The sequence below is a fragment of the Paenimyroides aestuarii genome (assembly GCF_024628805.1).
GTDB classification, from domain to species: domain Bacteria; phylum Bacteroidota; class Bacteroidia; order Flavobacteriales; family Flavobacteriaceae; genus Flavobacterium; species Flavobacterium aestuarii_A.
Genome location: NZ_CP102382.1, coordinates 1,695,966 through 1,716,404, shown reverse-complemented (window position 1 = coordinate 1,716,404; position 20,439 = coordinate 1,695,966). Strand labels below are relative to the sequence as shown.

Genomic DNA, 20,439 nt, shown 5'->3' with positions numbered 1-20,439 from the left:
ACATTTTGAATAAATATATTATATGAAAAAATTAGTTTCTATTTTACTTGTTTGCTTGTGCAGTTTTGGATATGCTCAAAAAGGTCGAATTGCTTATATCGATTCAGACTTTATTATGAGTAAAATGCCCGAATACGAGGAAGCAAATAAAGAATTAAAGAAACGTACTGCCGAATGGGAAGCAGTTATTGAACGTAAAAAAAAGGAAATAAAAGATTTAAAAGATCAATTAAACGTGGAACGCCCTTTGCTCACCCAGCAGTTGATTGATGAAAAAGAAGAAGACATCCAAATTATCGAAAAAGAGCTTTTAGACTTTCAGCATGAAAAATTTGGTAAAGACGGCGATTATTTCAAACAAAAATTGAATTTAGCAAAGCCGCTTCAAGATCAAATTTCAACAATTGTTGAAGAAATAGCAAAACGAAAAAGATATTCTTCAGTGATTGATAAATCGGCAAGTAGTGAAGCTGCTTTGTTATATGTGAATTCTGCTGATGAAATATCCGATCAGGTGATTCGAAAATTAGAAATAACACGAAACAAAAGCAAACTTTCCAAAAAAGAAATTGAACAGTTAGAATTGGCCGAACGCCAAAACGAAATTAAAGAACGTCAGCGCTCCAAACGCGATGAATTGGAAGAACGTCAACGTTTGCTAGAAGAAGAAAAGGAACAACTTTCGCAGCAAAATGCACAATCAGCAGAACCAGTTCCAACGGAAACACCTGAAGAGAAAAAACGCCGCGAAATTCAAGAAAGAATAGAAAAAGCTAAAGCAGAACGCGAACGTATCAGAGAAGAAAAAATTAAAGAAATAGAAAAACGCAAAGCGGAAATTCTTAAAAAACAAGAAGAAGCACGTTTGGCAAAAGAAAAAGCGCGCGAAGAAGCATTGAAACGTAGAGAGCAAGCACTCAACAAAACACAACAAAGCACTTCTACGACTTCAAAACCTGTATCAGAGCGCGTACAACAAATAAAAGCGCAGCAAGAACAACGCAGAAAAGAAGCGGCTGAGAAAAAAGCAAAAGCTATAGAGGCGCGTAAAAAACTTATTGAAGATCGCAAGAAAAAAGCAGAAGAAGAAAGGCAAAAGCGTTTAAAAGAAATAGAAGAGCGTAAGAAAAATAAATAAAAATTAAAAAAAATAAGTACCTTCGCAAAGGTTTTATAAGTTCAATTAAATTAAAAATCAAAAATGAGAAAATTAAGAAAATTGTTTTTGGCAGCAATAATGGTTGTAGGTTTTAATGTAGCTACACAAGCACAAGAAGTTGCCCACATTAATGTATCAGAGTTAATTCCGTTAATGCCTGAATCTAAAGCAGCAAAAGACGAATTAACAAAGTTGCAAGAAAAATACAAAAAAGAATTGGAAACCATGCAAAAAGACTACCAAACCAAAGGTCAAAAATACCAGGCAGAGGCAGCAACAGCAGGTGACGCATTGAACCAAACCCGTATGAAAGAAATGCAGGAAATGGAAGAACGTATGAGTTTATTTGCACAAAATGCACAACAAGAAATGGGTAAAAAAGAATTGGCTTTATCTGAACCAATTTTAACAAAAGCACAACAAGCGATCCACAAAGTAGCTCGTGCAAAAGGTTACAAATATGTTTTAGATTCTACTATTGGTTCGGGAGTAATCTTAGCAGATGGTCCAAATTTAATGGCAGAAGTTAAAAAAGAATTAAAAATAAATTAATCCCTTTTTTAGAAATAACATGAAAACTACCTAATTTTTTTAGGTAGTTTTTTTTTACTTTTGTTTATATGAATGATACGCGACCTATTGGCTTATTCGATTCGGGAATTGGCGGCACCACTGTTTGGCAAGCCCTACACTATCTACTACCCCATGAAAACACATTGTTTTTAGGCGATAGCATGAATGCACCCTATGGTCAAAAAACAAAACAAGAAATAATAGCACTTTCTAAAAGAAATACGGCTTGGCTTATAGAACAAGGTGCAAAAATAATTATTGTAGCGTGCAACACTGCCACAACAAATGCAATTGCCGAATTGCGAAACACTTTTGAAGTACCAATCATTGGCATAGAACCAGCAATAAAACCAGCAGCAATGCTCACAAAAACTGGCAAAGTGGGTGTGTTGGCAACACAAGGAACGCTGTTAAGTAAAAAATACAGTGAAGCTCAACTTTTATACCCAAACGTTACTTTTATTAATCAAATAGGATATAAAATTGTTCAGATTATTGAAGAAGGAGGTTTGTACTCAACCGAACTAGAGCTACTTTTAAAAGAATATATGCAACCAATGATTGAAGCTAAAATAGATCATTTGGTTTTGGGCTGTACCCACTACCCTTACCTGAAACCCATTTTGAACAAGTTGCTTCCTTCCAACATAAAAATTATTGATTCTGGAGAGGCAGTTGCAAAACATACCCACCGCATATTAGAAGCAAACAACTTACTTAAAACCGATAAAAAAATGGGCGAAACAAAATTTTACACAACAAAAAATGTGGCTGTTATGCAAAGTTTTATTCACCCATTTGGTACCGCTGAATTGCTGGAATTCTGATTTATTTCTTAGTTAATTTAATCTCTAGAATTCCATCTCCATTTATTTTATCAAAAGTAATAATAGATGTTTCAACATCAAAAACACTCAATTTAAGTGCTTCCGCTTTTGTCACCTCTTTCCCTTCGATCAAAACTTTTTTAATACGTGGATTATTAATACTTTTTTTGAAATCTTGTTCCAGTTTATTAATAAAATCTGCATTTAAAGCTTCTTTATTTTTCATATCTTCCACCTCTTTCAAAGCCTGATTTCGTTTTTCATCGGCTTCTCGTTTGGCTTTAGCTTCTGCTTCTAAACGCGCTTTTTCCTCTGCTTCACGTTTGGCTTTAGCTTCCGCTTCTAATCGCGCTTTTTCCTCTGCTTCTCGTTTGGCCTTAGCTTCCGCTTCTAATCGAGCCTTTTCCTCTGCTTCTCGTTTGGCTTTGGCTTTCGCTTCTAATCGAGCCTTTTCTTCTGCTTCTTTTTTAGCTTTGGCTTCCGCTTCTAGACGTGCTTTTTCTTCCGCTTCTCGTTTGGCTTTGGCTTCCGCTTCTAATCGTGCTTTTTCCTCTGCTTCTCGTTTGGCTTTGGCTTCCGCTTCTAATCGGGCCTTTTCCTCTGCTTCTCGTTTGGCTTTGGCTTCCGCTTCTAATCGTGCTTTTTCCTCTGCTTCTCGTTTTGCTTTAGCTTCTGCTTCTAATCGGGCCTTTTCTTCTGCTTCTCGTTTGGCTTTAGCTTCCGCTTCTAGTCGGGCTTTTTCCTCTGCTTCTCGTTTGGCTTTGGCTTCCGCTTCTAATCGTGCTTGCTCATCGGCTTCTTTTTTAGCTTCGGCTTCTAAACGTTTTCTTTCTTCAGCCTCTTTCTTTGCTGCAAGAGCTGCCTCTAATCGGGCTTGTTCATCGGCTTCTCGTTTTGCTTTGGCTTCGGCCTCTAATCGGGCTTTTTCTTCTGCTTCTTTTTTAGCTTTGTTAGCTGCTTCTAATCGGGCTTGTTCTTCGCTTGCTCTTTTGGCATCTGCTTCCGCTTGCAATTGCGCTTTTACCTCAGCTTCTTTCTTTGCTTTGGCTTCTGCCTCTAATCGTGCTTGTTCATCGGCTTCTCTTTTTGCTTTTGCTTCTGCAGCTAAACGGGCTTTTTCTTCGGCTTCTTTCTGAGCTTTTGCTTCTGCTTCTAATCGGGCTTGTTCCTCGGCTTCTCTTTTTGCTTTTGCTTCTGCAGCTAAACGGGCTTTTTCTTCGGCTTCTTTCTGAGCTTTTGCTTCTGCTTCTAATCGCGCTTGCTCTTGTAATTTGGCTTGCTCTGCATAAAAAGCTACTTTTTCAATAAGGCGGTCATCAATTTTTGCTCCTTCAACAGAAAACGATTTAAAACTATCAACCAACTTGATGATAATGGCTCCGTTACTTCCGATTTCGCCAAACACTTCCACCGCATCTTTTGGTTCTAATTCTACAATACTTTCAATGTACTCGACTTTTATCTTGGCATAATCCACATAACGAATTTTGTAACCATTCACAATAACCAAAGGATTGTTGTAATTGATTTCATTGACATAAGACAACGTTGGTTTTGCCTGTATGGCTACCATGGTAAAAGCACAACTAATAGATATAAATATTTTTTTCATTTTAAATTTTAGAAATAATTGAAGCAAATTGCTCCATTGAATACAAACGTTTTTCTACCGAATATATTGGGCACGACATCATGATTTCATCTATTTTATAACGGTCGATGAATTGTTGCAAATTTCGAGCCACAGTTTCTTTGTCACCAATAAAACTTCCTGCGGTCATTTGGCTTAACTGCGCTTCTTCAACCACTGACCAATCATTATAAAAATTTAGATCGGGCTGTTTCATTTTAGAGCGCTGGTTGCGAATCAATCCTAAAAACATTTTATAAAAGGTGGAAGCTTGCAATTTCGCTTCTTCGTTTGTTTCACCAATAATTACATTTACACAAGCTATTTTATAAGGTGATGCTATTCCGCTGTTTGGTTGAAATTCATCGGTGTAAAACTTAAATGCCGCTCCCAATTGTTGTGGTGCAAAGTGTGATGCAAAAGCGTAGGGCAAGCCATAGGCAGCAGCCAAAACGGCACTATCGGTACTGGAACCCAATATATAAATAGGAATATTGGTTCCTTCTGCAACATACGCACGTACTTTAGCTTCGGTGTTTTCTGCAGAAATATATTGCTGGATTGCGGACACATTTTTTGGAAACTCGTGTACATTTTTCATAAAGCTTTCATTCATGTGTTGCGCAGTTAGTCCGTCGGTTCCTGGTGCTCTTCCCAAGCCTAGATCAATTCTGTTGGGATAAATCTGAGCCAAGGTACCAAACTGTTCCGAAATTGCTAAGGGCGAGTGATTGGGCAACATAACACCACCTGATCCCACTCGAATTTTCTGCGTGTTTGCGGCAACATACCCCATCAAAACCGATGTAGCATTACTAGCCACACCTTCCATATTGTGATGTTCGGCAAGCCAATAACGTGTAAACCCCAACGCATCTGCCTTTTGCGAAGTGGTTTTGAGCTCGTTGAATGCCTGCTGAACCGTTTGATTTTCTTTAACGTAAACTAAATCAAGAAAAGAATAGTTCATATTTTTTTTATAAAAATACTCATTTTATTTAAACTGTAATTTGATTTTATTTTTTAGCTTTAAAAAATCTTTCTACCTTCATTGTATGGATCTATTTTTAATAACATTTGCAGCTTTATTTTCGGTAATTAATCCATTGGGTTCTGTTCCTATTTTTCTTGGATTGACTCAAGACGATTCTAAAGAAATTAAAAACAAAACCGCTTTTTGGGCGTCGGTGAATGTATTCATTATTTTGGTTATATCGTTTTTTATTGGCAAAATAATTTTAAATTTTTTCGGAATTAGTATCGATGTGCTACGAATAGCCGGTGGTGTGGTGATTTGTTCATCAGGTTTTGGCCTTTTATCTGGCAGTTTTAGTAAACGCAGAGGTGTAAATAAAAAAGTGGCCGATGATGCCCAACAACGAAATGATATTGCATTGACTCCATTGGCAATTCCTATGATGGCAGGTCCGGGTTCTATGTCGTTGCTCATTGCGATGGAGCAAGACAACCCTGAACTAATGAACAAACTTTTAATTGTTGCTGCTATTTTTGCAGTTGCGATAACTGTATTCTTAATTTTAAGGAGCGCCAATTATATATCTAAACTTTTGGGAGCAGCTGGTATTGTAGCTATTTCAAGAATTATTGGTTTCTTGGTTTTGGCAATTGGTATTCAATACATTATTAATTCGCTGCTTATTATCTTTAAAATTTAAGAAGGTATATACAAAAAAACGCATTGATTGCTCAATGCGTTTTTTTGTATAAATTTTATTTTATTCCTGAGGTAAAAACACTTCTGCCAGCATACAACGAGCACTTCCGCCGCCGCAAGCTTCGATAGTATAAAGCGGTGCGTGGAGAATGGCACAGTGTTTTTCTATGGCTTTAATCTGAGCATCGGTTAAACTTTCATAAGCCTGTGTACTCATTACCATATACAGTTGCTCGTCTTTTCCTTCAACCTGCAACATGTTTCCTGCAAAGTGGTTTACTTGGTCTTCGGTAATGTAAATAATTTCTTTGCCGTCTTCTTTCAGGCTGTTCACCACCAATTTGCGTTCTTGTTTATCATCGATACTATCTCCACAAATCACTGCAAAAGTTTCGGCAATACTCATCATAACATTGGTATGGTAAATGGGTAAACGTTTGCCGTCAACTGTTTGATATGCTTCAAAAATCACCGGGTGCATATCGTTGTCTTCGCAAAACTCTATAATCAATTCTTCGTCTGCACGAGGCGATAATGCGGCATACACTTTAGCATTTTCCCGATCGATAATCATGCTTCCGGTTCCTTCTAAAAAGATATTGTCTTCTTCTGCCGATGTGTAATCGTTTATTTCGTTAATCTTAAAACCTTTCTCTTCCAAAATGTCCAAAATATCTTCGCGGCGTTCTAATCTGCGGTTTTCTGCAAACATGGGATACAAAACCACTTCGGCATTGTCGTGAAAAGAAATCCAGTTGTTTGGAAAGATGCTATCAGGTGTATCGCTTTCTTTGGTATCATCTACCACCACCACGTTTACACCAACCGAACGCAAACGCTCTACAAATCCATCAAATTCTTCTTGAGCTTTTTGGTTTACGTTTGCTGGGGTTAATCCTTCTAACCTCTTTTGATAGTAATTATTTACTGCCGTTTGTTCGTTCATACGGAATTGCACTGGACGAATCATTAATACGGTATTTGCTGCTTGTTGACTCATATTTTTTTGTTCTATGTTGTATGTATTAAGTTGTATGTTTTGTGATGTTATATGTTTCTATTTCCAATTATTTTCAACGTATTTAATAAAAGTATAAATTTTAGCACTTAAAATCTCATAATTCTGAATAAAGTCATCTCTAAATAAGTTACCGTACAAATGTTTAATCTTTTCAAGATGATTAATTGTCTCTGAACAACTTGCCCATGAAAAGGTTAGGAATCTCACAAACTCTGCTTTATAAGCACTTCGCCCGTAGCCTTCTGCAATATTTGTTACAATGCTATCAGACGATCTTCTTAATTGACTTCCTAATTCGTATAATTCGTGTTTAGGCAATTTTAAAGACATTGGGTGCACTTCGTAAAACAAAGACAAACTAATTTTGTAAATGTCTAAATCTCTATAACTACTCATGATTAAAACCTAAAACATATAACGTAAAACTTATTCTCTTATTAATGGTAAAGTGGAACAGCGTAAAAGGCCTTCTTGTTTGGAAATTTCTGCATATGGAATTTCTTCCACGGTGAATCCGTTATCGCGCAACCAATTGTTTAATCGGGTGAAATTGCGTTCGGAAACTACCACATTTTTATCAATTGAAAAAACATTAGAATTCATGTGATACATTTCTTCGCGTTCAATATGAAACAGATTTTCTCTGCCAAAAAGATTCACCAAATACATATAATCTGCTTCTTCACGGAAACCCGATTTGTAGATAATTCCTTTATTTTCTCCTACAGGCTGAAAACAACAGTCTAAATGCAGTGCGTTATCGCGTGGCTCAATTTTAGATTTTACCAAATCAAATTCCTTTACAATTTTGTGTGGAAACAATTCTTTGATATAATTGACACCTGCCATATTGGTACGCGCTGTTATGAAATCTTTATAATCACTTCCCTTATATGTTCCGATGAAAATATGATCGTTGTGCAGCATTACATCACCCCCTTCGATATGAACTTCTTCTGGCGGACGTACTACTTTTGCAGGATCTATTTGATCAATCACATATTGAATGGCATCTAATTCGCGCTCTCGATCAGGCAAAATATTTGCTTTTATAAAAATATCATCAATCACAAAACCAATATCTCTACTAAATATTTGGTTGTAATTTTCGATAGTTTGCGGGCGGTAAACCGTAACGTTATATTTTTTAAAAACTTCGTTAAATGCTTCCATTTCGTCAATCATATCTTTTTCCACAGGATATGTACCTGCCTTGATATGTTCTAGTGATTTTGGATCGTAAGCTTCTTCAATACTGGGCGTTGGCCCATTGCTTACTGCTGTTCCAAGTATTACTGCTTTAAGCCTTGAAGTTTCGTTTTTTACATGTAATTGTAACATAAAAATTGATTTTCACAAAGATAAAAAACCTATAAAGATTTGTTCACTATATTATTAAAAAAACTACATTTGAGAAAAAATTAATATCTATGGGATTTTTTAGTAAATTATTTGGTAAAGCTAAAGAAGCTACCAATGAAGCATCGGCTGAAATTAGCGAGTTTGCAGACAAAGCAATGGACAAAGCCGAAGAACTGGTTGATGATGTAAAAGAAAAAGCGACTGAATTTTCGGAAACCGTTTCAAAAAAAGTAGAGGAAATGAACATTTCTGAGAAACTTGAAGAAGCGAAAGCTACAGCTGCCGAAAAATTTGAAGAGGTAAAAGCTACTGCTAGTGAAAAGTTTGAAGAAGCGCAAGATTGGGTAGAAGAAAAAACTACACAAGCAAAAGAAGCAGCAAGTGATTTAGCTGACAAAGCGGAAGAAAAATTTGATGATTTAACCGGAAACGCTACTGAACACGAAAACAAGAGGCTGTCCAAAAAGGGCAGTCTTTTTTTTATGCGGCTAATTTTTGATAGTGAAAATTTTGATGATTATTTTTAGTTGAAGAAAATTCTTGATGCTTAAAAATGAAAATTTCAATTTCAAAAATCATTTTTGAACCTCGTTTTGCGGTTTTTACAACAATTTTCTTAGAAGTCGCTCCTTTAGCCACCATTTTTCTAAAATTATGTCCAAGAGCCATCAGTAGAAATTCTAATTCTACTTTTTCTAATCCTTTGAATGTAAATCTGTTAAATTTATTATTGCTTTTGAGTTGACCAAAGACAGCTTCTACTTCTATCGGGCGTTTGCTTCGGTGTTTTAAACCTTCTTCGCTAGTTAATAATGTTTTAGCCTTGTGTTTTAATTCATTTAATCGGTGGTTGACTTCTATTTTTCGGTTGCCTTTTGCATTGAAACATTCCCCTCGAAGCGGACAATTGTTGCAGTTTTTAGCTTGATAATAAGACACTTGCGATTCGTATCCGTTGCTCGAAATTCGTTTGCCTTTGCCTATATTTTCCATTCGTTGACCCATCGGACAAACGTAAAAATCTTGTTCTTGGTTATAGAATAAATTCTGAACCAAAAACGGATTGTTTTCCATCTTCTTTTTCTGTTCTGCATGAAAATAATTATACTTCACATACGCTGTAACGCTCTTATTTTCAAGCATTTCGTAATTCTCCTCACTTCCGTATCCTGCATCGGCAACCACTTCTTTGCTTTGTTTTTTGTAAGCATTTTCAAAACCTTCCAAATGAGATTCTAAAGTGGTGGTGTCACCAGGTTTTTGATGGATAGAGATGTGTGTAATAAACTGGTTTTCAGTTGAAATCTGCGTATTATAAGCCGGTTTAAGCTGTCCGTTTTTCATGTGATCTTCCTTCATCCGCATAAAAGTAGCGTCGGGGTCGGTTTTGCTGTAAGAATTCCTATCGCCTAAAGTTTCTAGGTCTTTTTCGTATTTTTCTAATTTTGGAAGATGCTCATCCTGAAGTTTTTGTAGCTCTTTTGCCTGTTTTTTGGTAGGTTCTTTTAGTTTTTTGTTCAATTCAGATAACTTCTCTTTAGTTCTTCGGAATTGATTTTTTTGGGCAGTTCTTCCTTGTTAAGTTCTTGATTATCTGATTGAATACTGTTTTCAATATCTGAAAGAATCGTATTGATTTTAACTTCTAATTTTTCTTTGTACTTTTCCACAGAACCCCGCCAAACGAAGGTGTATTTATTGGATTTTGCCTCTATTTTTGTGCCGTCAATATACTGAATATCAAGGCTGATGTAGCCCAATTCTACCAGCATTTTCACCACTTCGGCAAACAAATCTTTGATTTTCTCCTTCAAAATTTTCCCTCTAAATTCGTTGATGGTTCTAAAATTTGGCGTAGAATTTCCCGAAATGTACATAAAATGAATGTTTTCGGTAAGGGCTTTGGCGATTTTTCTACACGAATAAATGTTGGACAAATAGCTGTAAAACAACACTTTAATCATCATTCTCGGATGATATGCAGAGCAACCTCCGCCTAAGTAAAGATTTGTAATATCGCTGATATCCAATTGATTAACCACCGAATCCACCAACCGAACGGGGTGGTCTTCTGGAATCAAATCAAAAATATTGATAGGGAAAAGTTCTGGAGAGTTGCCTGTTTGATTTTTAAATGTTACCTTAGCCATAGTTGGGTTTTTTGTTCAACTCTAAAATACGAATTTTTTAGAGAAAACACAACAAAAAAAGGGCTGCCCAAACTTTTTGGACAGCCTCTTTTTATGATGAAAACAGATTTTTATTATCTGTTTGCTATTTCTTTGAACGCACGTAATTGCTCTCCTACATATACTTGACGTGGACGACCAATTGGTTCTTTGTTTTCACGCATTTCTTTCCATTGAGCCACCCATCCCGGTAAACGTCCAATTGCAAACATTACGGTGAACATTTCGGTTGGTATTCCTAATGCACGGTAAATAATACCTGAATAGAAATCTACGTTTGGATATAAATTACGAGACACGAAATATTCGTCTTTTAACGCCATTTCTTCTAAATCTTTAGCGATTTTTAAGATTGGATCGTTCACGCCTAATTCTGCCAAAACTTCGTCTGCTGCTTTTTTGATGATACGTGCACGAGGATCGAAATTTTTATACACACGGTGTCCAAAGCCCATTAAACGGAATGGATCGTTTTTGTCTTTTGCCTTTGCAAGATATTTATCTGCATCGCCACCATCTTTCTGGATTTCTTCTAGCATTTCTAGAACAGCCTGATTAGCACCGCCGTGAAGTGGTCCCCAAAGCGCCGACACACCAGCAGAAATAGATGCAAACAAACCTGCATGCGAAGAACCTACCATACGCACAGTTGATGTAGAACAGTTTTGCTCGTGGTCTGCGTGTAAAATGAATAATTTATCAATTGCGTTTAAAACTACCGGGTTTACTTTGTAAGGACCTGTTGGTAATTTAAACATCAATTGTAAAAAGTTATCTACATACGGCAATGTGTTATCGTAATAATTTAATGGATAACCATTTATTTTTCTGTATGTCCATGTTGCAACTACTAAGAATTTACCCATTATTTTGCAAACAGCATCATACATTTGCTGATCGTCTTCCACATTTACTACTTTTGGATTAAAAGCAGTTAAAGCGCATGTTAAAGATGCCAAGATACCCATTGGATGTGCGTGTTTTGGAAAACCATCGATGATGCCTTTCATTTCCTCGTTTACCAACGTATATTTACGGATATCGTTTTCAAATTTTTCGATTTGTTGCGCAGTTGGCAACTCGCCAAAAATAACTAAATAAGCTACTTCTAAAAAGTTTGATTTTTCAGCTAAATCTTCAATTGAATATCCTCGGTATCTTAAAATTCCTTCTTCCCCATCTAAAAAAGTAATGGCACTTTTACAAGAACCAGAGTTTTTATAACCCGGATCTAATGTAATTGCACCGGTTAAAGCTCTTAACTTTTCAATATCAATAGCCACCTCGTTTTCTGTACCAACAATTATAGGTAATTCTAACGTTTTGTCATCTATAGATATAGTTGCAGTTTTTGACATATATTTTTTAGTTTATTTTTTATTTTGTTTGAAGCGAATTTAATAAAAATGTTTCACTTAATAAAGTATAAATATATAAATAATTCCTATGAATTATATAAATTATTTATAATAAACACAACAGCCACATCGCTATAAGCCGTTTTATTCACACCAATTTAAGATTAAATTTTAATATTCCTAATTTTTAAGGAATGCTTTGTGTTTTTTTGAGATAAAATAGCTAAAAAAGCAAAAAAGACGCATAAGCGTCTTTTTTACAAAATATTTAAAAATATTAGCTTTTTACCTTAAAAGCTTTGTTTTGCGGATAGTATGCCACAGCGCCCAACTCTTCTTCAATTCTAAGTAATTGGTTGTATTTACTCATACGGTCTGAACGCGAAGCAGAACCTGTTTTAATTTGTCCGCAGTTTAATGCCACAGCCAAATCGGCAATTGTATGATCTTCTGTTTCGCCCGAACGGTGGCTCATTACTGATGTGTAGCCTGCATTATGTGCCATGTTTACAGCCGCAATAGTTTCGCTCAACGTACCAATTTGATTTACTTTAATCAAAATTGAATTAGCTGTGTTTTCAGTAATTCCACGCTCTAAACGTGCTACATTTGTTACAAATAAATCGTCGCCAACTAACTGCACTTTATCGCCAATTTTTTGAGTAAGTAAGTTCCAACCATCCCAATCGTCTTCATACATTCCGTCTTCGATTGAAATAATTGGATATTTCTCGCATAATTCAGCTAAATAGGCTGCTTGTTCTTCTGATGTACGAACTTTTCCTGCATCACCCTCAAATTTTTTGTAATCGTATGCACCGTTTACATAAAACTCCGAAGCAGCACAATCCAAAGCAATCATGATGTCTTTTCCAAAAACATAACCTGCTTTTTCCACAGCCAATTTAATGGAATCTAACGCATCTTCTGTACCGCCAGCTAAATTTGGTGCAAAACCACCTTCGTCGCCAACTGCAGTGCTTAAATTTCTATCGTGTAATACTTTTTTCAAATTATGGAAGATTTCAGTTCCCATTTGCATTGCTTCTGTAAAATTAGCAGCAGAAACCGGCATAATCATAAACTCTTGAAATGCAATTGGTGCATCAGAATGCGAACCACCATTAATGATGTTCATCATTGGAACCGGCAAGGTGTTTGCAGAAACTCCACCAACGTAACGGTATAAAGGCATCCCCAATTCGTTTGCTGCCGCTTTTGCAACTGCCAACGAAACACCTAAAATAGCATTTGCCCCAAGGTTTGATTTGTTTGGAGTACCATCTAATTCATTCATTGCCTGATCGATTGCGTTTTGTTCAAAAACACTAAATCCTACAATATTTTCTGCAATTACTTCATTGACATTCTTAACAGCTGTTAAAACGCCTTTTCCCATCCATTCTTTGCCACCATCACGCAATTCTACGGCTTCGTGTTCACCTGTTGATGCACCTGAGGGCACCGCTGCGCGACCCAAAACTCCGTTTTCTGTAACCACATCTACTTCTACTGTTGGATTTCCACGAGAATCTAAAATCTGACGTGCATGAATTCTTACAATTGTACTCATATCTTTAATTGTGTTGTTTAATTTGTTGTTGCAAATGTACTTATTTGATTGATAAAAAAAAAGAAGCGATTAAGCTTCTTTTCATAATACGTACTGACTTAATAGATAGAATAAAACGATCCAGATTATTAACAAAGATATTCCTGCCACTTTTGTATAAATATTTGGTTTTATAGTTCTTTTATTCAACCTTACAATATAAGCCCAAACTATAATAATTAGAATGGTATTTATTGGAATAAGTATTTTGTAAAGCAGTTCTTCAAAACCCATATCTTTAATTGATTTGTTTAATTTGTTGTTGCAAATGTACTTATTTGATTGATAAAAAAAAAGAAGCTTATACAGCTTCTTTTAAATTTTTGTTTTCACTGTTCCTTAAATTTTCAATAAAGAAAAAAACTAACAAAACAGTGAATATTAAAATAACCCAGTGTAAAAACATGTAACTATTGTCAAGAAAATAAACTGATAAAACAAAAAGCATCACACTTGAAATTATCCTCACCTTGTAAGTATTTCGTTCAACTTTTTGTTCCTTATAATAAACCAGGGATGTTATTAAGGAAGAAATACCAATTAAAAAAGCGAAGGGCGCCAAGGTATTATTTTGTTGAACAACAGAAAAAACTAAAATTATTAATGAAATAAGCAACATTAATAGTGATGTCCTTGAATTTTTAAGTACTATTAATTCTGTATTTATATCCGAGTTACCAAATGTGTTGTATTCTACAATTGTTAATTTTCTACCTTTTAAAAAATCATTTTTTAAACTGTCGTATAAAGAAAGCAACAAGCCTCTGTAATTAAGATATAAACCAACAAAAATTTCACCTTCTTTAGTATCAGTAGGTGTTACTGAAACAACAGTCTTATACGGATAAATACTACCTAGCTGAAAGCTGATTTCTTTTACATTATTTGGTATTTCGATACTGTGGTTACCATTTGCATTGATACTCGTACAAAAATTATTATCTGTATAGACATTGATAGTACGTAAAGAAGACCAATTATATGCAAAAGACACTTTTACATTTACAACCATAGTGCTTAAGTTTTAAGTTTCATAAATATACAAAAAAAAGAAGCTTATACAGCTTCTTTTTGTTCTTTCATATAAGATACAAACTCGTCAAACAAATATTTTGAATCGTTTGGTCCTGGTGATGATTCCGGGTGGTATTGCACAGAAAACACTTGCTTATCTTTTAAGCGGATACCTGCAACGGTATTGTCGTTTAAATGATAATGCGTCATTTCTACATTTGGATGCTGTTCTACTTCTTCACGATCTACTGCAAAACCATGGTTTTGAGAAGTAATTTCGCCTTTTCCAGAAAGCGTATTCATAATTGGGTGATTGATTCCACGGTGCCCGTTAAACATTTTATAGGTATTTATCCCTTGCGACAAAGCAATGATTTGATGCCCTAAACAAATTCCGAAAACCGGTTTGTTGGTCGCAATAATGTCTTTAGCCGTTTGGATCACTTCGGTTAACGGTTGCGGATCCCCAGGCCCGTTTGATAAGAAGTATCCATCAGGGTTAAAAGCGTTCAAATCTTGAAGGGTTGCGTTGTAAGGATACACTTTCACATAGCAGTCGCGCGCTGCCAAGCAACGCAAGATATTTGTTTTGATACCAAAATCTAAAGCTGCTACTTTGTATGTTGCATTTTCATCGCCATAGAAATAAGGCTCTTTTGTAGAAACTTTTGAAGCCAATTCTAAACCATTCATATTGGGTACGGCAGCCAAAATTTCCTTTAACTCATCGATTGATTTGCCGTCTGTTGATATAACGGCGTTCATAGCTCCGTTGTCGCGAATGTAACTGACCAATGCGCGTGTATCAACATCCGAAATGGCTACCAGATTTTTCTTTTCAAAATAATCATACAGCGAACCACTTGCAGCAGGACGCGAATAGTTGGTGCTAAAATTTTTACAAACCAATCCCGAAATTTTAATTCCGTCTGAATCAACTTCGTCTTCATGCACACCGTAATTACCGATATGTGCTACTGTTGAAAGCATGATTTGACCAAAGTAGGAAGGGTCAGTAAAAATTTCTTGATAACCGGTTACCCCTGTATTAAAACAAATTTCGCCAGTAGTTGTTCCTTTAATCCCTACAGATTTTCCATAAAAAATAGTGCCGTCGCTTAAAAGTACGATTGCTTTATCTTTAGAAGTATATTTCATTGTTTGTTGATATTTCGGTGTACAAAATTAATATAAAGTTTAAAAAAAAGTATAAAAAAAAGGACAAACTTTAAAAGTTTGTCCTTTTAATATATTAGAATAATGTATGTTTAATAAACTATTCATTTGTTTCATTAGCTTCAGTAGAAGTTTCTGTTGCAGGGGTAGCTTCCGCTTTTGGTTCAGCTTTTTTTCTACCTCTTCTAGTTGATGCTTTTTTAACTTCATTTTTACCAGCATTATAAATTTCATTGAAATCTACTAATTCGATCATTGCCATTTCAGCGTTATCTCCTAAACGATTTCCTAATTTAATAATACGGGTGTATCCTCCCGGACGGTCTCCTACTTTAGGTGCTACTTCTCTGAATAATTCAGTAACAGCGTATTTATTTCTTAAGTAAGAAAAAACAACACGACGGTTGTGTGTATCGTCTGTTTTAGATTTAGTTACTAAAGGTTCCACAAATTGTTTTAATGCTTTTGCTTTAGCAACTGTAGTATTAATACGTTTGTGTTCAATTAAAGAACAAGCCATATTAGCCAACATTGCTTTTCTGTGACCTGCTTGTCTTCCTAAGTGATTTACTTTTTTTCCGTGTCTCATGACGTTGTCTTTTTAGCTTCATCTTGCTTCAATCCGTCTATTCGGAGCGCAAAATATGAAGTAATTTATTCTTTATCTAATTTGTATTTTGATAGATCCATTCCGAAAGTTAAACCTTTTACTTGTACTAATTCTTCTAGTTCTGTTAAAGATTTTTTTCCGAAGTTTCTAAATTTCATTAAATCGTTTTTGTTATAAGAAACCAAATCGCCTAATGTATCTACTTCAGCCGCTTTTAAACAATTTAATGCTCTTACTGAAAGGTCTAAATCTACCAATTTTGTTTTTAGAAGCTGTCTCATGTGTAATGATTCCTCATCATAAGATTCAGTTTGAGCAATTTCATCGGCCTCTAAAGTGATTCTTTCATCAGAGAATAACATGAAATGGTGAATCAACGTTTTAGCAGCTTCTGTTAAAGCATCCTTAGGGTGGATAGAACCATCTGTAACGATATCAAAAACCAATTTTTCGTAATCGGTTTTTTGCTCCACACGATAGTTTTCTATGGCATACTTCACATTTTTTACAGGTGTATAAATAGAATCTGTATAAATGGTACCGAAAGGTGCGTTGGGCTTTCTATTTTCTTCTGCGGGTACATAACCTCTACCTTTTTCAATAGAAAGCTCCATGTTTATGGTTACTTTGCTATCAAGGTTGCAAATTACCAAATCAGGGTTTAAAACTTGAAAACCTGAAATGAATTTTTGGAAATCACCTGCTGTTAATTGATCTTTTCCTGTGAATGATATGCTAACAGATTCATTATCCACATCTTCAATTTGACGTTTAAAACGCACTTGTTTAAGATTTAAGATAATTTCTGTTACATCCTCAACAACACCAGAAATAGTAGAAAACTCATGCTCAACACCTTCAATACGTACCGAAGTAATTGCGTATCCTTCTAATGATGACAGAAGTACTCTTCTTAGTGCATTACCAATGGTTAATCCGTAACCTGGTTCTAAAGGGCGAAACTCGAATTTCCCTTTAAAATCGGTGGAATCAATCATGATAACTTTGTCGGGCTTTTGAAAATTAAATATTGCCATGTGTATTTCGACTGAATGTCAATTATTATTTGTTGTACAACTCTACGATTAACTGTTCTTTGATGTTTTCTGGAACTTGAAGTCTAGCAGGAACACTAACGAATGTACCTTCTTTTGTATCATTGTTCCAAGTAATCCATTCGTAAACAGCGCTAGAATTAGATAATGAACGTTCGATTGCATCTAAAGATTTTGACTTTTCACGAACGGCTACTTTATCACCAGCTTTTAATTGATATGAAGGAATGTTTACCAATTCTCCGTTAACGGTAACGTGTCTGTGAGAAACAATTTGACGAGCTGCACGACGTGAAGGGGCAATACCCATTCTGTACACCACATTGTCTAAACGAGATTCACATAACTGTATTAAAACTTCACCTGTTACACCTTTTGATGCAGAAGCTTTTTTAAACATGTTACGGAATTGTTTTTCTAAAACACCATAGATGTATTTAGCTTTTTGTTTCTCCATTAATTGGATTGCATACTCAGATTTTTTACCTCTTTTCTTTGCTAAACCATGTTGCCCTGGAGGGTAATTTCTTTTTTCGAATGCTCTGTCATCTCCGAAGATTGCTTCTCCGAATTTACGAGCGATTTTTGTTTGTGGACCAGTATATCTTGCCATTTTAAAAAAATAAAAAAGGTAGGGATTATGAATTCAGGTCTCATCCTCCGATAATCGTCTCCTACCTTAGGTTATACTATTACTATAAATTAAACTCTTCTTCTTTTTGGAGGACGACATCCGTTGTGAGGAATTGGTGTAATATCGATGATTTCTGTCACTTCAATTCCACTGTTGTGGATAGAACGAATTGCAGATTCTCTACCATTTCCTGGTCCTTTAACGTAAACTTTCACTTTTTTAAGTCCAGCTTCTAACGCTACTTTTCCACAATCTTCTGCTGCCATTTGTGCTGCATAAGGTGTGTTCTTTTTAGAACCACGGAATCCCATTTTACCAGCTGACGACCAAGAAATAACTTCACCTTTTTTGTTTGTTAAGGAAATGATGATGTTATTAAAAGTTGCGCTGATGTGAGCCTCTCCAGTAGATTCAACTATAACTTTACGTTTTTTTGTATTTGCTTTAGCCATACTACTTATTATTTAGTTGCTTTTTTCTTGTTAGCAACAGTTTTTCTTTTACCTTTTCTTGTTCTAGAGTTGTTTTTGGTTCTTTGTCCTCTTAATGGAAGACCAGCTCTATGACGGATTCCACGTTGACATCCGATATCCATTAAACGTTTGATGTTTAAAGATACTTCTGAACGCAATTCACCTTCAATTTTGTAATAAGACATTGCCTCACGAATAGCACCGATTTCTTCATCGTTCCATTCAGACACTTTTTTGTCTTCGTTTACGTTAGCTGTTGCCAACACCTCTTTTGCTCTACTTAAACCTACACCAAATATGTAAGTTAAAGCAATAATTCCTCTTTTATTTTTAGGTATATCTACCCCTGCTATTCTTGCCATAATTATCCTTGTCTTTGTTTAAATCTAGGATTCTTTTTATTAATAACGTATAATCTTCCTTTTCTACGTACAATAATGCATTCTGCACTTCTTTTCTTTACTGATGCTCTTACTTTCATTTTAACAGCCTTTAATATCTATAAGTAATTCTTGCTTTAGACAAATCGTAAGGGCTCATTTCTAACTTCACTTTATCACCAGGTAATAATTTGATGTAATGCATACGCATTTTTCCAGAAATATGAGCAATTACAATGTGTCCGTTCTCTAATTCTACACGGAACATTGCATTTGATAATGCTTCAATGATAGATCCGTCTTGTTCTATTGCTGATTGTTTTGCCATATATTAAGCGATTGCTTTTCTATTTTTTCCGCTCTTCATTAGTCCGTCGTATTGTTTGTTTAACAAATACGCATTAATTTGCTGTATTGTGTCAATTGCAACACTCACTAAAATCAATAAAGAGGTTCCACCATAAAACATTGCCCAACCTTGTTGCACGTCTAATAATGATACAGCAACTGCAGGTAAAATTGCAATAACTGCTAGGAACAACGAACCTGGGAATGTGATTAATGACATCACACGATCTAAGAAGTTTGCGGTTTCTTGTCCGGGTTTAATTCCAGGGATAAAACCTCCACTACGTTTTAAATCGTCTGCCATTTTATTGGTAGGTACCGTAATCGCGGTGTAAAAGTACGAAAAAATTATGATTAACAAAGCAAAAACTAAATTATACTCTAAACCAAAAATGTTATTGAACATTGTTGCTACGGTTTGTGCACCGTCTGAAGAGGATAATCCAGCAATTACTGGTGGTATAAACATAATTGCTTGTGCAAAGATAATGGGCATTACACCTGATGCATTCAGCTTTAATGGAATCCATTGGCGGTTTCCAGATACAGATGCTGCGTCGTATTCACCCGCTACGCTTCTACGAGCGTATTGAACTGGTATTTTACGAACGGCCATTGTTAAAAGAATACAAGCAATGATAATGACTAACCAAATAATCACTTCAATTACGATCATCATAGCACCTCCATTACCTGCTACCATACGAGATTGTGTTTCTTGTAAGAAAGCCATTGGCAATTTTGCGATGATACCAACCATAATTAATAGTGAAATACCATTTCCAATTCCTTTATCAGTAATCTTTTCTCCTAACCACATTGCGAAAACTGTTCCTGTTGTTAAGATTAATACTGAAGAGAACAAGAAAGAAAAAGAATCAAAGCCTAATAAAAATGCATCAGGCGGTAATTGTTTGTACAAATTATAGATATAACCTGGTCCTTGTACTAAGGTGATACCAATGGTTAACCATCTTGTAATTTGGTTCATTTTCTTTCTACCACTTTCACCATCGTTTTGAAGTTTCTGCAAATAAGGTACAGCTATACCCATTAACTGAACTACAATTGATGCAGAGATATACGGCATGATACCCAATGCAAAAATAGAAGCCTGCGAAAACGCACCTCCTGTAAACACATTTATTAGCCACCCTATCCCTTGATCAGTTTGATCTGATAAAGCATGTAATTTTGTAGCGTCAATACCTGGTAAGGTTACTTGTGCACCAAAACGATACACAAGCAACATACCTAAAGTTATTAAGATTTTATTCTTAAGTTCTTCAATATTCCAAATATTGGCTAACGTTTCAAAAAACTTCTTCATAACTAGTTAGTGA

22 protein-coding genes and 1 pseudogene are annotated in these 20,439 nt (G+C 35.5%); 5 read left to right on the top strand and 18 right to left on the bottom strand.

The window, feature by feature from the left end; translation table 11 throughout:
- The first annotated feature begins 22 nt into the window (after positions 1–22).
- The 3 genes from NPX36_RS08205 (at position 23) to murI (ending at position 2,559) form a co-directional block, all read left to right on the top strand.
- The gene (locus tag NPX36_RS08205; RefSeq protein WP_257498251.1) at positions 23–1,138 is read left to right on the top strand and encodes an OmpH family outer membrane protein; all 1,116 of its coding nucleotides are present in this window, start codon (positions 23–25) and stop codon (positions 1,136–1,138) included.
- A 63-nt stretch (positions 1,139–1,201) separates the two neighbouring features.
- Complete coding sequence (locus NPX36_RS08200) at positions 1,202–1,711, top strand: OmpH family outer membrane protein (protein WP_257498250.1); 510 nt, start codon at positions 1,202–1,204, stop codon at positions 1,709–1,711.
- Between the two features lie 68 nt (positions 1,712–1,779).
- Positions 1,780–2,559: a glutamate racemase gene (gene murI / locus NPX36_RS08195; RefSeq protein ID WP_257498249.1), complete on the top strand. Its 780-nt coding sequence runs from the start codon at positions 1,780–1,782 to the stop codon at positions 2,557–2,559.
- Position 2,560: 1 nt separating this feature from the next.
- Here murI and NPX36_RS08190 read toward each other — a convergent pair whose 3' ends face one another.
- Together NPX36_RS08190 and NPX36_RS08185 are read right to left on the bottom strand one after the other, a co-directional pair.
- Complete coding sequence (locus tag NPX36_RS08190) at positions 2,561–4,171, bottom strand: coiled-coil domain-containing protein (protein ID WP_257498248.1); 1,611 nt, start codon at positions 4,169–4,171, stop codon at positions 2,561–2,563.
- Position 4,172: 1 nt separating this feature from the next.
- Positions 4,173–5,159, bottom strand: coding sequence for an LLM class flavin-dependent oxidoreductase (locus tag NPX36_RS08185; RefSeq protein WP_257498247.1), 987 nt, complete (start codon positions 5,157–5,159; stop codon positions 4,173–4,175).
- A gap of 85 nt (positions 5,160–5,244) precedes the next feature.
- Between NPX36_RS08185 and NPX36_RS08180 the strand changes: the two genes are divergently transcribed.
- Positions 5,245–5,865: a MarC family NAAT transporter gene (locus NPX36_RS08180; protein WP_257498246.1), complete on the top strand. Its 621-nt coding sequence runs from the start codon at positions 5,245–5,247 to the stop codon at positions 5,863–5,865.
- A gap of 60 nt (positions 5,866–5,925) precedes the next feature.
- On the opposite strand, the gene ctlX is transcribed toward NPX36_RS08180, so the two are convergent.
- From ctlX to NPX36_RS08165, 3 genes are read right to left on the bottom strand one after another with little or no spacing between them, the layout of a single operon-like run.
- Positions 5,926–6,864: a citrulline utilization hydrolase CtlX gene (ctlX, locus tag NPX36_RS08175; protein WP_257498245.1), complete on the bottom strand. Its 939-nt coding sequence runs from the start codon at positions 6,862–6,864 to the stop codon at positions 5,926–5,928.
- A 57-nt stretch (positions 6,865–6,921) separates the two neighbouring features.
- On the bottom strand, positions 6,922–7,281 hold the full coding sequence (locus NPX36_RS08170; RefSeq protein ID WP_257498244.1) for a four helix bundle protein: 360 nt from the start codon (positions 7,279–7,281) through the stop codon (positions 6,922–6,924).
- 30 nt (positions 7,282–7,311) lie between these two features.
- Positions 7,312–8,226, bottom strand: a complete 915-nt coding sequence (locus tag NPX36_RS08165) for a dimethylarginine dimethylaminohydrolase family protein (protein WP_257498243.1) — start codon at positions 8,224–8,226, stop codon at positions 7,312–7,314.
- A gap of 89 nt (positions 8,227–8,315) precedes the next feature.
- Here NPX36_RS08165 and NPX36_RS08160 point away from each other — a divergent pair, with 89 nt between their 5' ends.
- A complete protein-coding gene (locus tag NPX36_RS08160) occupies positions 8,316–8,774 on the top strand; it encodes an apolipoprotein A1/A4/E family protein (RefSeq protein ID WP_257498242.1) in 459 nt (152 codons plus the stop codon).
- Positions 8,775–8,823: 49 nt separating this feature from the next.
- Here the strand turns inward: NPX36_RS08160 and NPX36_RS08155 are convergent.
- From NPX36_RS08155 to secY, 13 genes and pseudogenes are all read right to left on the bottom strand, one after another.
- Positions 8,824–10,397 (bottom strand): annotated as a pseudogene (locus tag NPX36_RS08155) (IS1182 family transposase); the annotation flags it as partial.
- Positions 10,398–10,510: 113 nt separating this feature from the next.
- On the bottom strand, positions 10,511–11,794 hold the full coding sequence (locus NPX36_RS08150) for a citrate synthase (RefSeq protein WP_257498241.1): 1,284 nt from the start codon (positions 11,792–11,794) through the stop codon (positions 10,511–10,513).
- Positions 11,795–12,071: 277 nt separating this feature from the next.
- Complete coding sequence (eno, locus tag NPX36_RS08145) at positions 12,072–13,367, bottom strand: phosphopyruvate hydratase (RefSeq protein WP_257498240.1); 1,296 nt, start codon at positions 13,365–13,367, stop codon at positions 12,072–12,074.
- Between the two features lie 340 nt (positions 13,368–13,707).
- Positions 13,708–14,418 carry a hypothetical protein gene (locus tag NPX36_RS08140; RefSeq protein ID WP_257498239.1) on the bottom strand — a complete coding sequence of 237 codons (711 nt, stop codon included), beginning with the start codon at positions 14,416–14,418 and terminating at the stop codon, positions 13,708–13,710.
- 44 nt (positions 14,419–14,462) lie between these two features.
- On the bottom strand, positions 14,463–15,578 hold the full coding sequence (gene carA / locus NPX36_RS08135; RefSeq protein WP_257498238.1) for a glutamine-hydrolyzing carbamoyl-phosphate synthase small subunit: 1,116 nt from the start codon (positions 15,576–15,578) through the stop codon (positions 14,463–14,465).
- A 118-nt stretch (positions 15,579–15,696) separates the two neighbouring features.
- The gene (gene rplQ, locus NPX36_RS08130; protein WP_257498237.1) at positions 15,697–16,185 is read right to left on the bottom strand and encodes a 50S ribosomal protein L17; all 489 of its coding nucleotides are present in this window, start codon (positions 16,183–16,185) and stop codon (positions 15,697–15,699) included.
- 65 nt (positions 16,186–16,250) lie between these two features.
- Positions 16,251–17,243 carry a DNA-directed RNA polymerase subunit alpha gene (locus tag NPX36_RS08125; RefSeq protein ID WP_257498234.1) on the bottom strand — a complete coding sequence of 331 codons (993 nt, stop codon included), beginning with the start codon at positions 17,241–17,243 and terminating at the stop codon, positions 16,251–16,253.
- 25 nt (positions 17,244–17,268) lie between these two features.
- Positions 17,269–17,874 (bottom strand): 30S ribosomal protein S4, encoded by a 606-nt coding sequence (gene rpsD / locus NPX36_RS08120; protein ID WP_257498233.1) that lies wholly within the window; start codon positions 17,872–17,874, stop codon positions 17,269–17,271.
- Between the two features lie 89 nt (positions 17,875–17,963).
- Positions 17,964–18,347 carry a 30S ribosomal protein S11 gene (gene rpsK, locus NPX36_RS08115; protein WP_091522117.1) on the bottom strand — a complete coding sequence of 128 codons (384 nt, stop codon included), beginning with the start codon at positions 18,345–18,347 and terminating at the stop codon, positions 17,964–17,966.
- A gap of 8 nt (positions 18,348–18,355) precedes the next feature.
- Complete coding sequence (rpsM, locus tag NPX36_RS08110) at positions 18,356–18,730, bottom strand: 30S ribosomal protein S13 (RefSeq protein ID WP_257498232.1); 375 nt, start codon at positions 18,728–18,730, stop codon at positions 18,356–18,358.
- Positions 18,731–18,732: 2 nt separating this feature from the next.
- Positions 18,733–18,849 (bottom strand): type B 50S ribosomal protein L36, encoded by a 117-nt coding sequence (gene ykgO / locus NPX36_RS08105; protein WP_002987490.1) that lies wholly within the window; start codon positions 18,847–18,849, stop codon positions 18,733–18,735.
- Positions 18,850–18,860: 11 nt separating this feature from the next.
- Positions 18,861–19,076 carry a translation initiation factor IF-1 gene (gene infA, locus NPX36_RS08100; RefSeq protein ID WP_007136545.1) on the bottom strand — a complete coding sequence of 72 codons (216 nt, stop codon included), beginning with the start codon at positions 19,074–19,076 and terminating at the stop codon, positions 18,861–18,863.
- 3 nt (positions 19,077–19,079) lie between these two features.
- Positions 19,080–20,426 (bottom strand): preprotein translocase subunit SecY, encoded by a 1,347-nt coding sequence (gene secY / locus NPX36_RS08095; RefSeq protein ID WP_257498228.1) that lies wholly within the window; start codon positions 20,424–20,426, stop codon positions 19,080–19,082.
- Positions 20,427–20,439 lie beyond the last annotated feature (13 nt).

Excerpts from the sequence above, each read along its gene's own strand:
- NPX36_RS08205 (WP_257498251.1), top strand. The coding sequence starts at position 23 with ATGAAAAAATTAGTTTCTATTTTACTTGTTTGCTTGTGCAGTTTTGGA.
- NPX36_RS08200 (WP_257498250.1), top strand. The coding sequence starts at position 1,202 with ATGAGAAAATTAAGAAAATTGTTTTTGGCAGCAATAATGGTTGTAGGT.
- murI (WP_257498249.1), top strand. The coding sequence starts at position 1,780 with ATGAATGATACGCGACCTATTGGCTTATTCGATTCGGGAATTGGCGGC.
- NPX36_RS08190 (WP_257498248.1), bottom strand. The coding sequence starts at position 4,171 with ATGAAAAAAATATTTATATCTATTAGTTGTGCTTTTACCATGGTAGCC.
- NPX36_RS08185 (WP_257498247.1), bottom strand. The coding sequence starts at position 5,159 with ATGAACTATTCTTTTCTTGATTTAGTTTACGTTAAAGAAAATCAAACG.
- NPX36_RS08180 (WP_257498246.1), top strand. The coding sequence starts at position 5,245 with ATGGATCTATTTTTAATAACATTTGCAGCTTTATTTTCGGTAATTAAT.
- ctlX (WP_257498245.1), bottom strand. The coding sequence starts at position 6,864 with ATGAGTCAACAAGCAGCAAATACCGTATTAATGATTCGTCCAGTGCAA.
- NPX36_RS08170 (WP_257498244.1), bottom strand. The coding sequence starts at position 7,281 with ATGAGTAGTTATAGAGATTTAGACATTTACAAAATTAGTTTGTCTTTG.
- NPX36_RS08165 (WP_257498243.1), bottom strand. The coding sequence starts at position 8,226 with ATGTTACAATTACATGTAAAAAACGAAACTTCAAGGCTTAAAGCAGTA.
- NPX36_RS08160 (WP_257498242.1), top strand. The coding sequence starts at position 8,316 with ATGGGATTTTTTAGTAAATTATTTGGTAAAGCTAAAGAAGCTACCAAT.
- NPX36_RS08150 (WP_257498241.1), bottom strand. The coding sequence starts at position 11,794 with ATGTCAAAAACTGCAACTATATCTATAGATGACAAAACGTTAGAATTA.
- eno (WP_257498240.1), bottom strand. The coding sequence starts at position 13,367 with ATGAGTACAATTGTAAGAATTCATGCACGTCAGATTTTAGATTCTCGT.
- NPX36_RS08140 (WP_257498239.1), bottom strand. The coding sequence starts at position 14,418 with ATGGTTGTAAATGTAAAAGTGTCTTTTGCATATAATTGGTCTTCTTTA.
- carA (WP_257498238.1), bottom strand. The coding sequence starts at position 15,578 with ATGAAATATACTTCTAAAGATAAAGCAATCGTACTTTTAAGCGACGGC.
- rplQ (WP_257498237.1), bottom strand. The coding sequence starts at position 16,185 with ATGAGACACGGAAAAAAAGTAAATCACTTAGGAAGACAAGCAGGTCAC.
- NPX36_RS08125 (WP_257498234.1), bottom strand. The coding sequence starts at position 17,243 with ATGGCAATATTTAATTTTCAAAAGCCCGACAAAGTTATCATGATTGAT.
- rpsD (WP_257498233.1), bottom strand. The coding sequence starts at position 17,874 with ATGGCAAGATATACTGGTCCACAAACAAAAATCGCTCGTAAATTCGGA.
- rpsK (WP_091522117.1), bottom strand. The coding sequence starts at position 18,347 with ATGGCTAAAGCAAATACAAAAAAACGTAAAGTTATAGTTGAATCTACT.
- rpsM (WP_257498232.1), bottom strand. The coding sequence starts at position 18,730 with ATGGCAAGAATAGCAGGGGTAGATATACCTAAAAATAAAAGAGGAATT.
- ykgO (WP_002987490.1), bottom strand. The coding sequence starts at position 18,849 with ATGAAAGTAAGAGCATCAGTAAAGAAAAGAAGTGCAGAATGCATTATT.
- infA (WP_007136545.1), bottom strand. The coding sequence starts at position 19,076 with ATGGCAAAACAATCAGCAATAGAACAAGACGGATCTATCATTGAAGCA.
- secY (WP_257498228.1), bottom strand. The coding sequence starts at position 20,426 with ATGAAGAAGTTTTTTGAAACGTTAGCCAATATTTGGAATATTGAAGAA.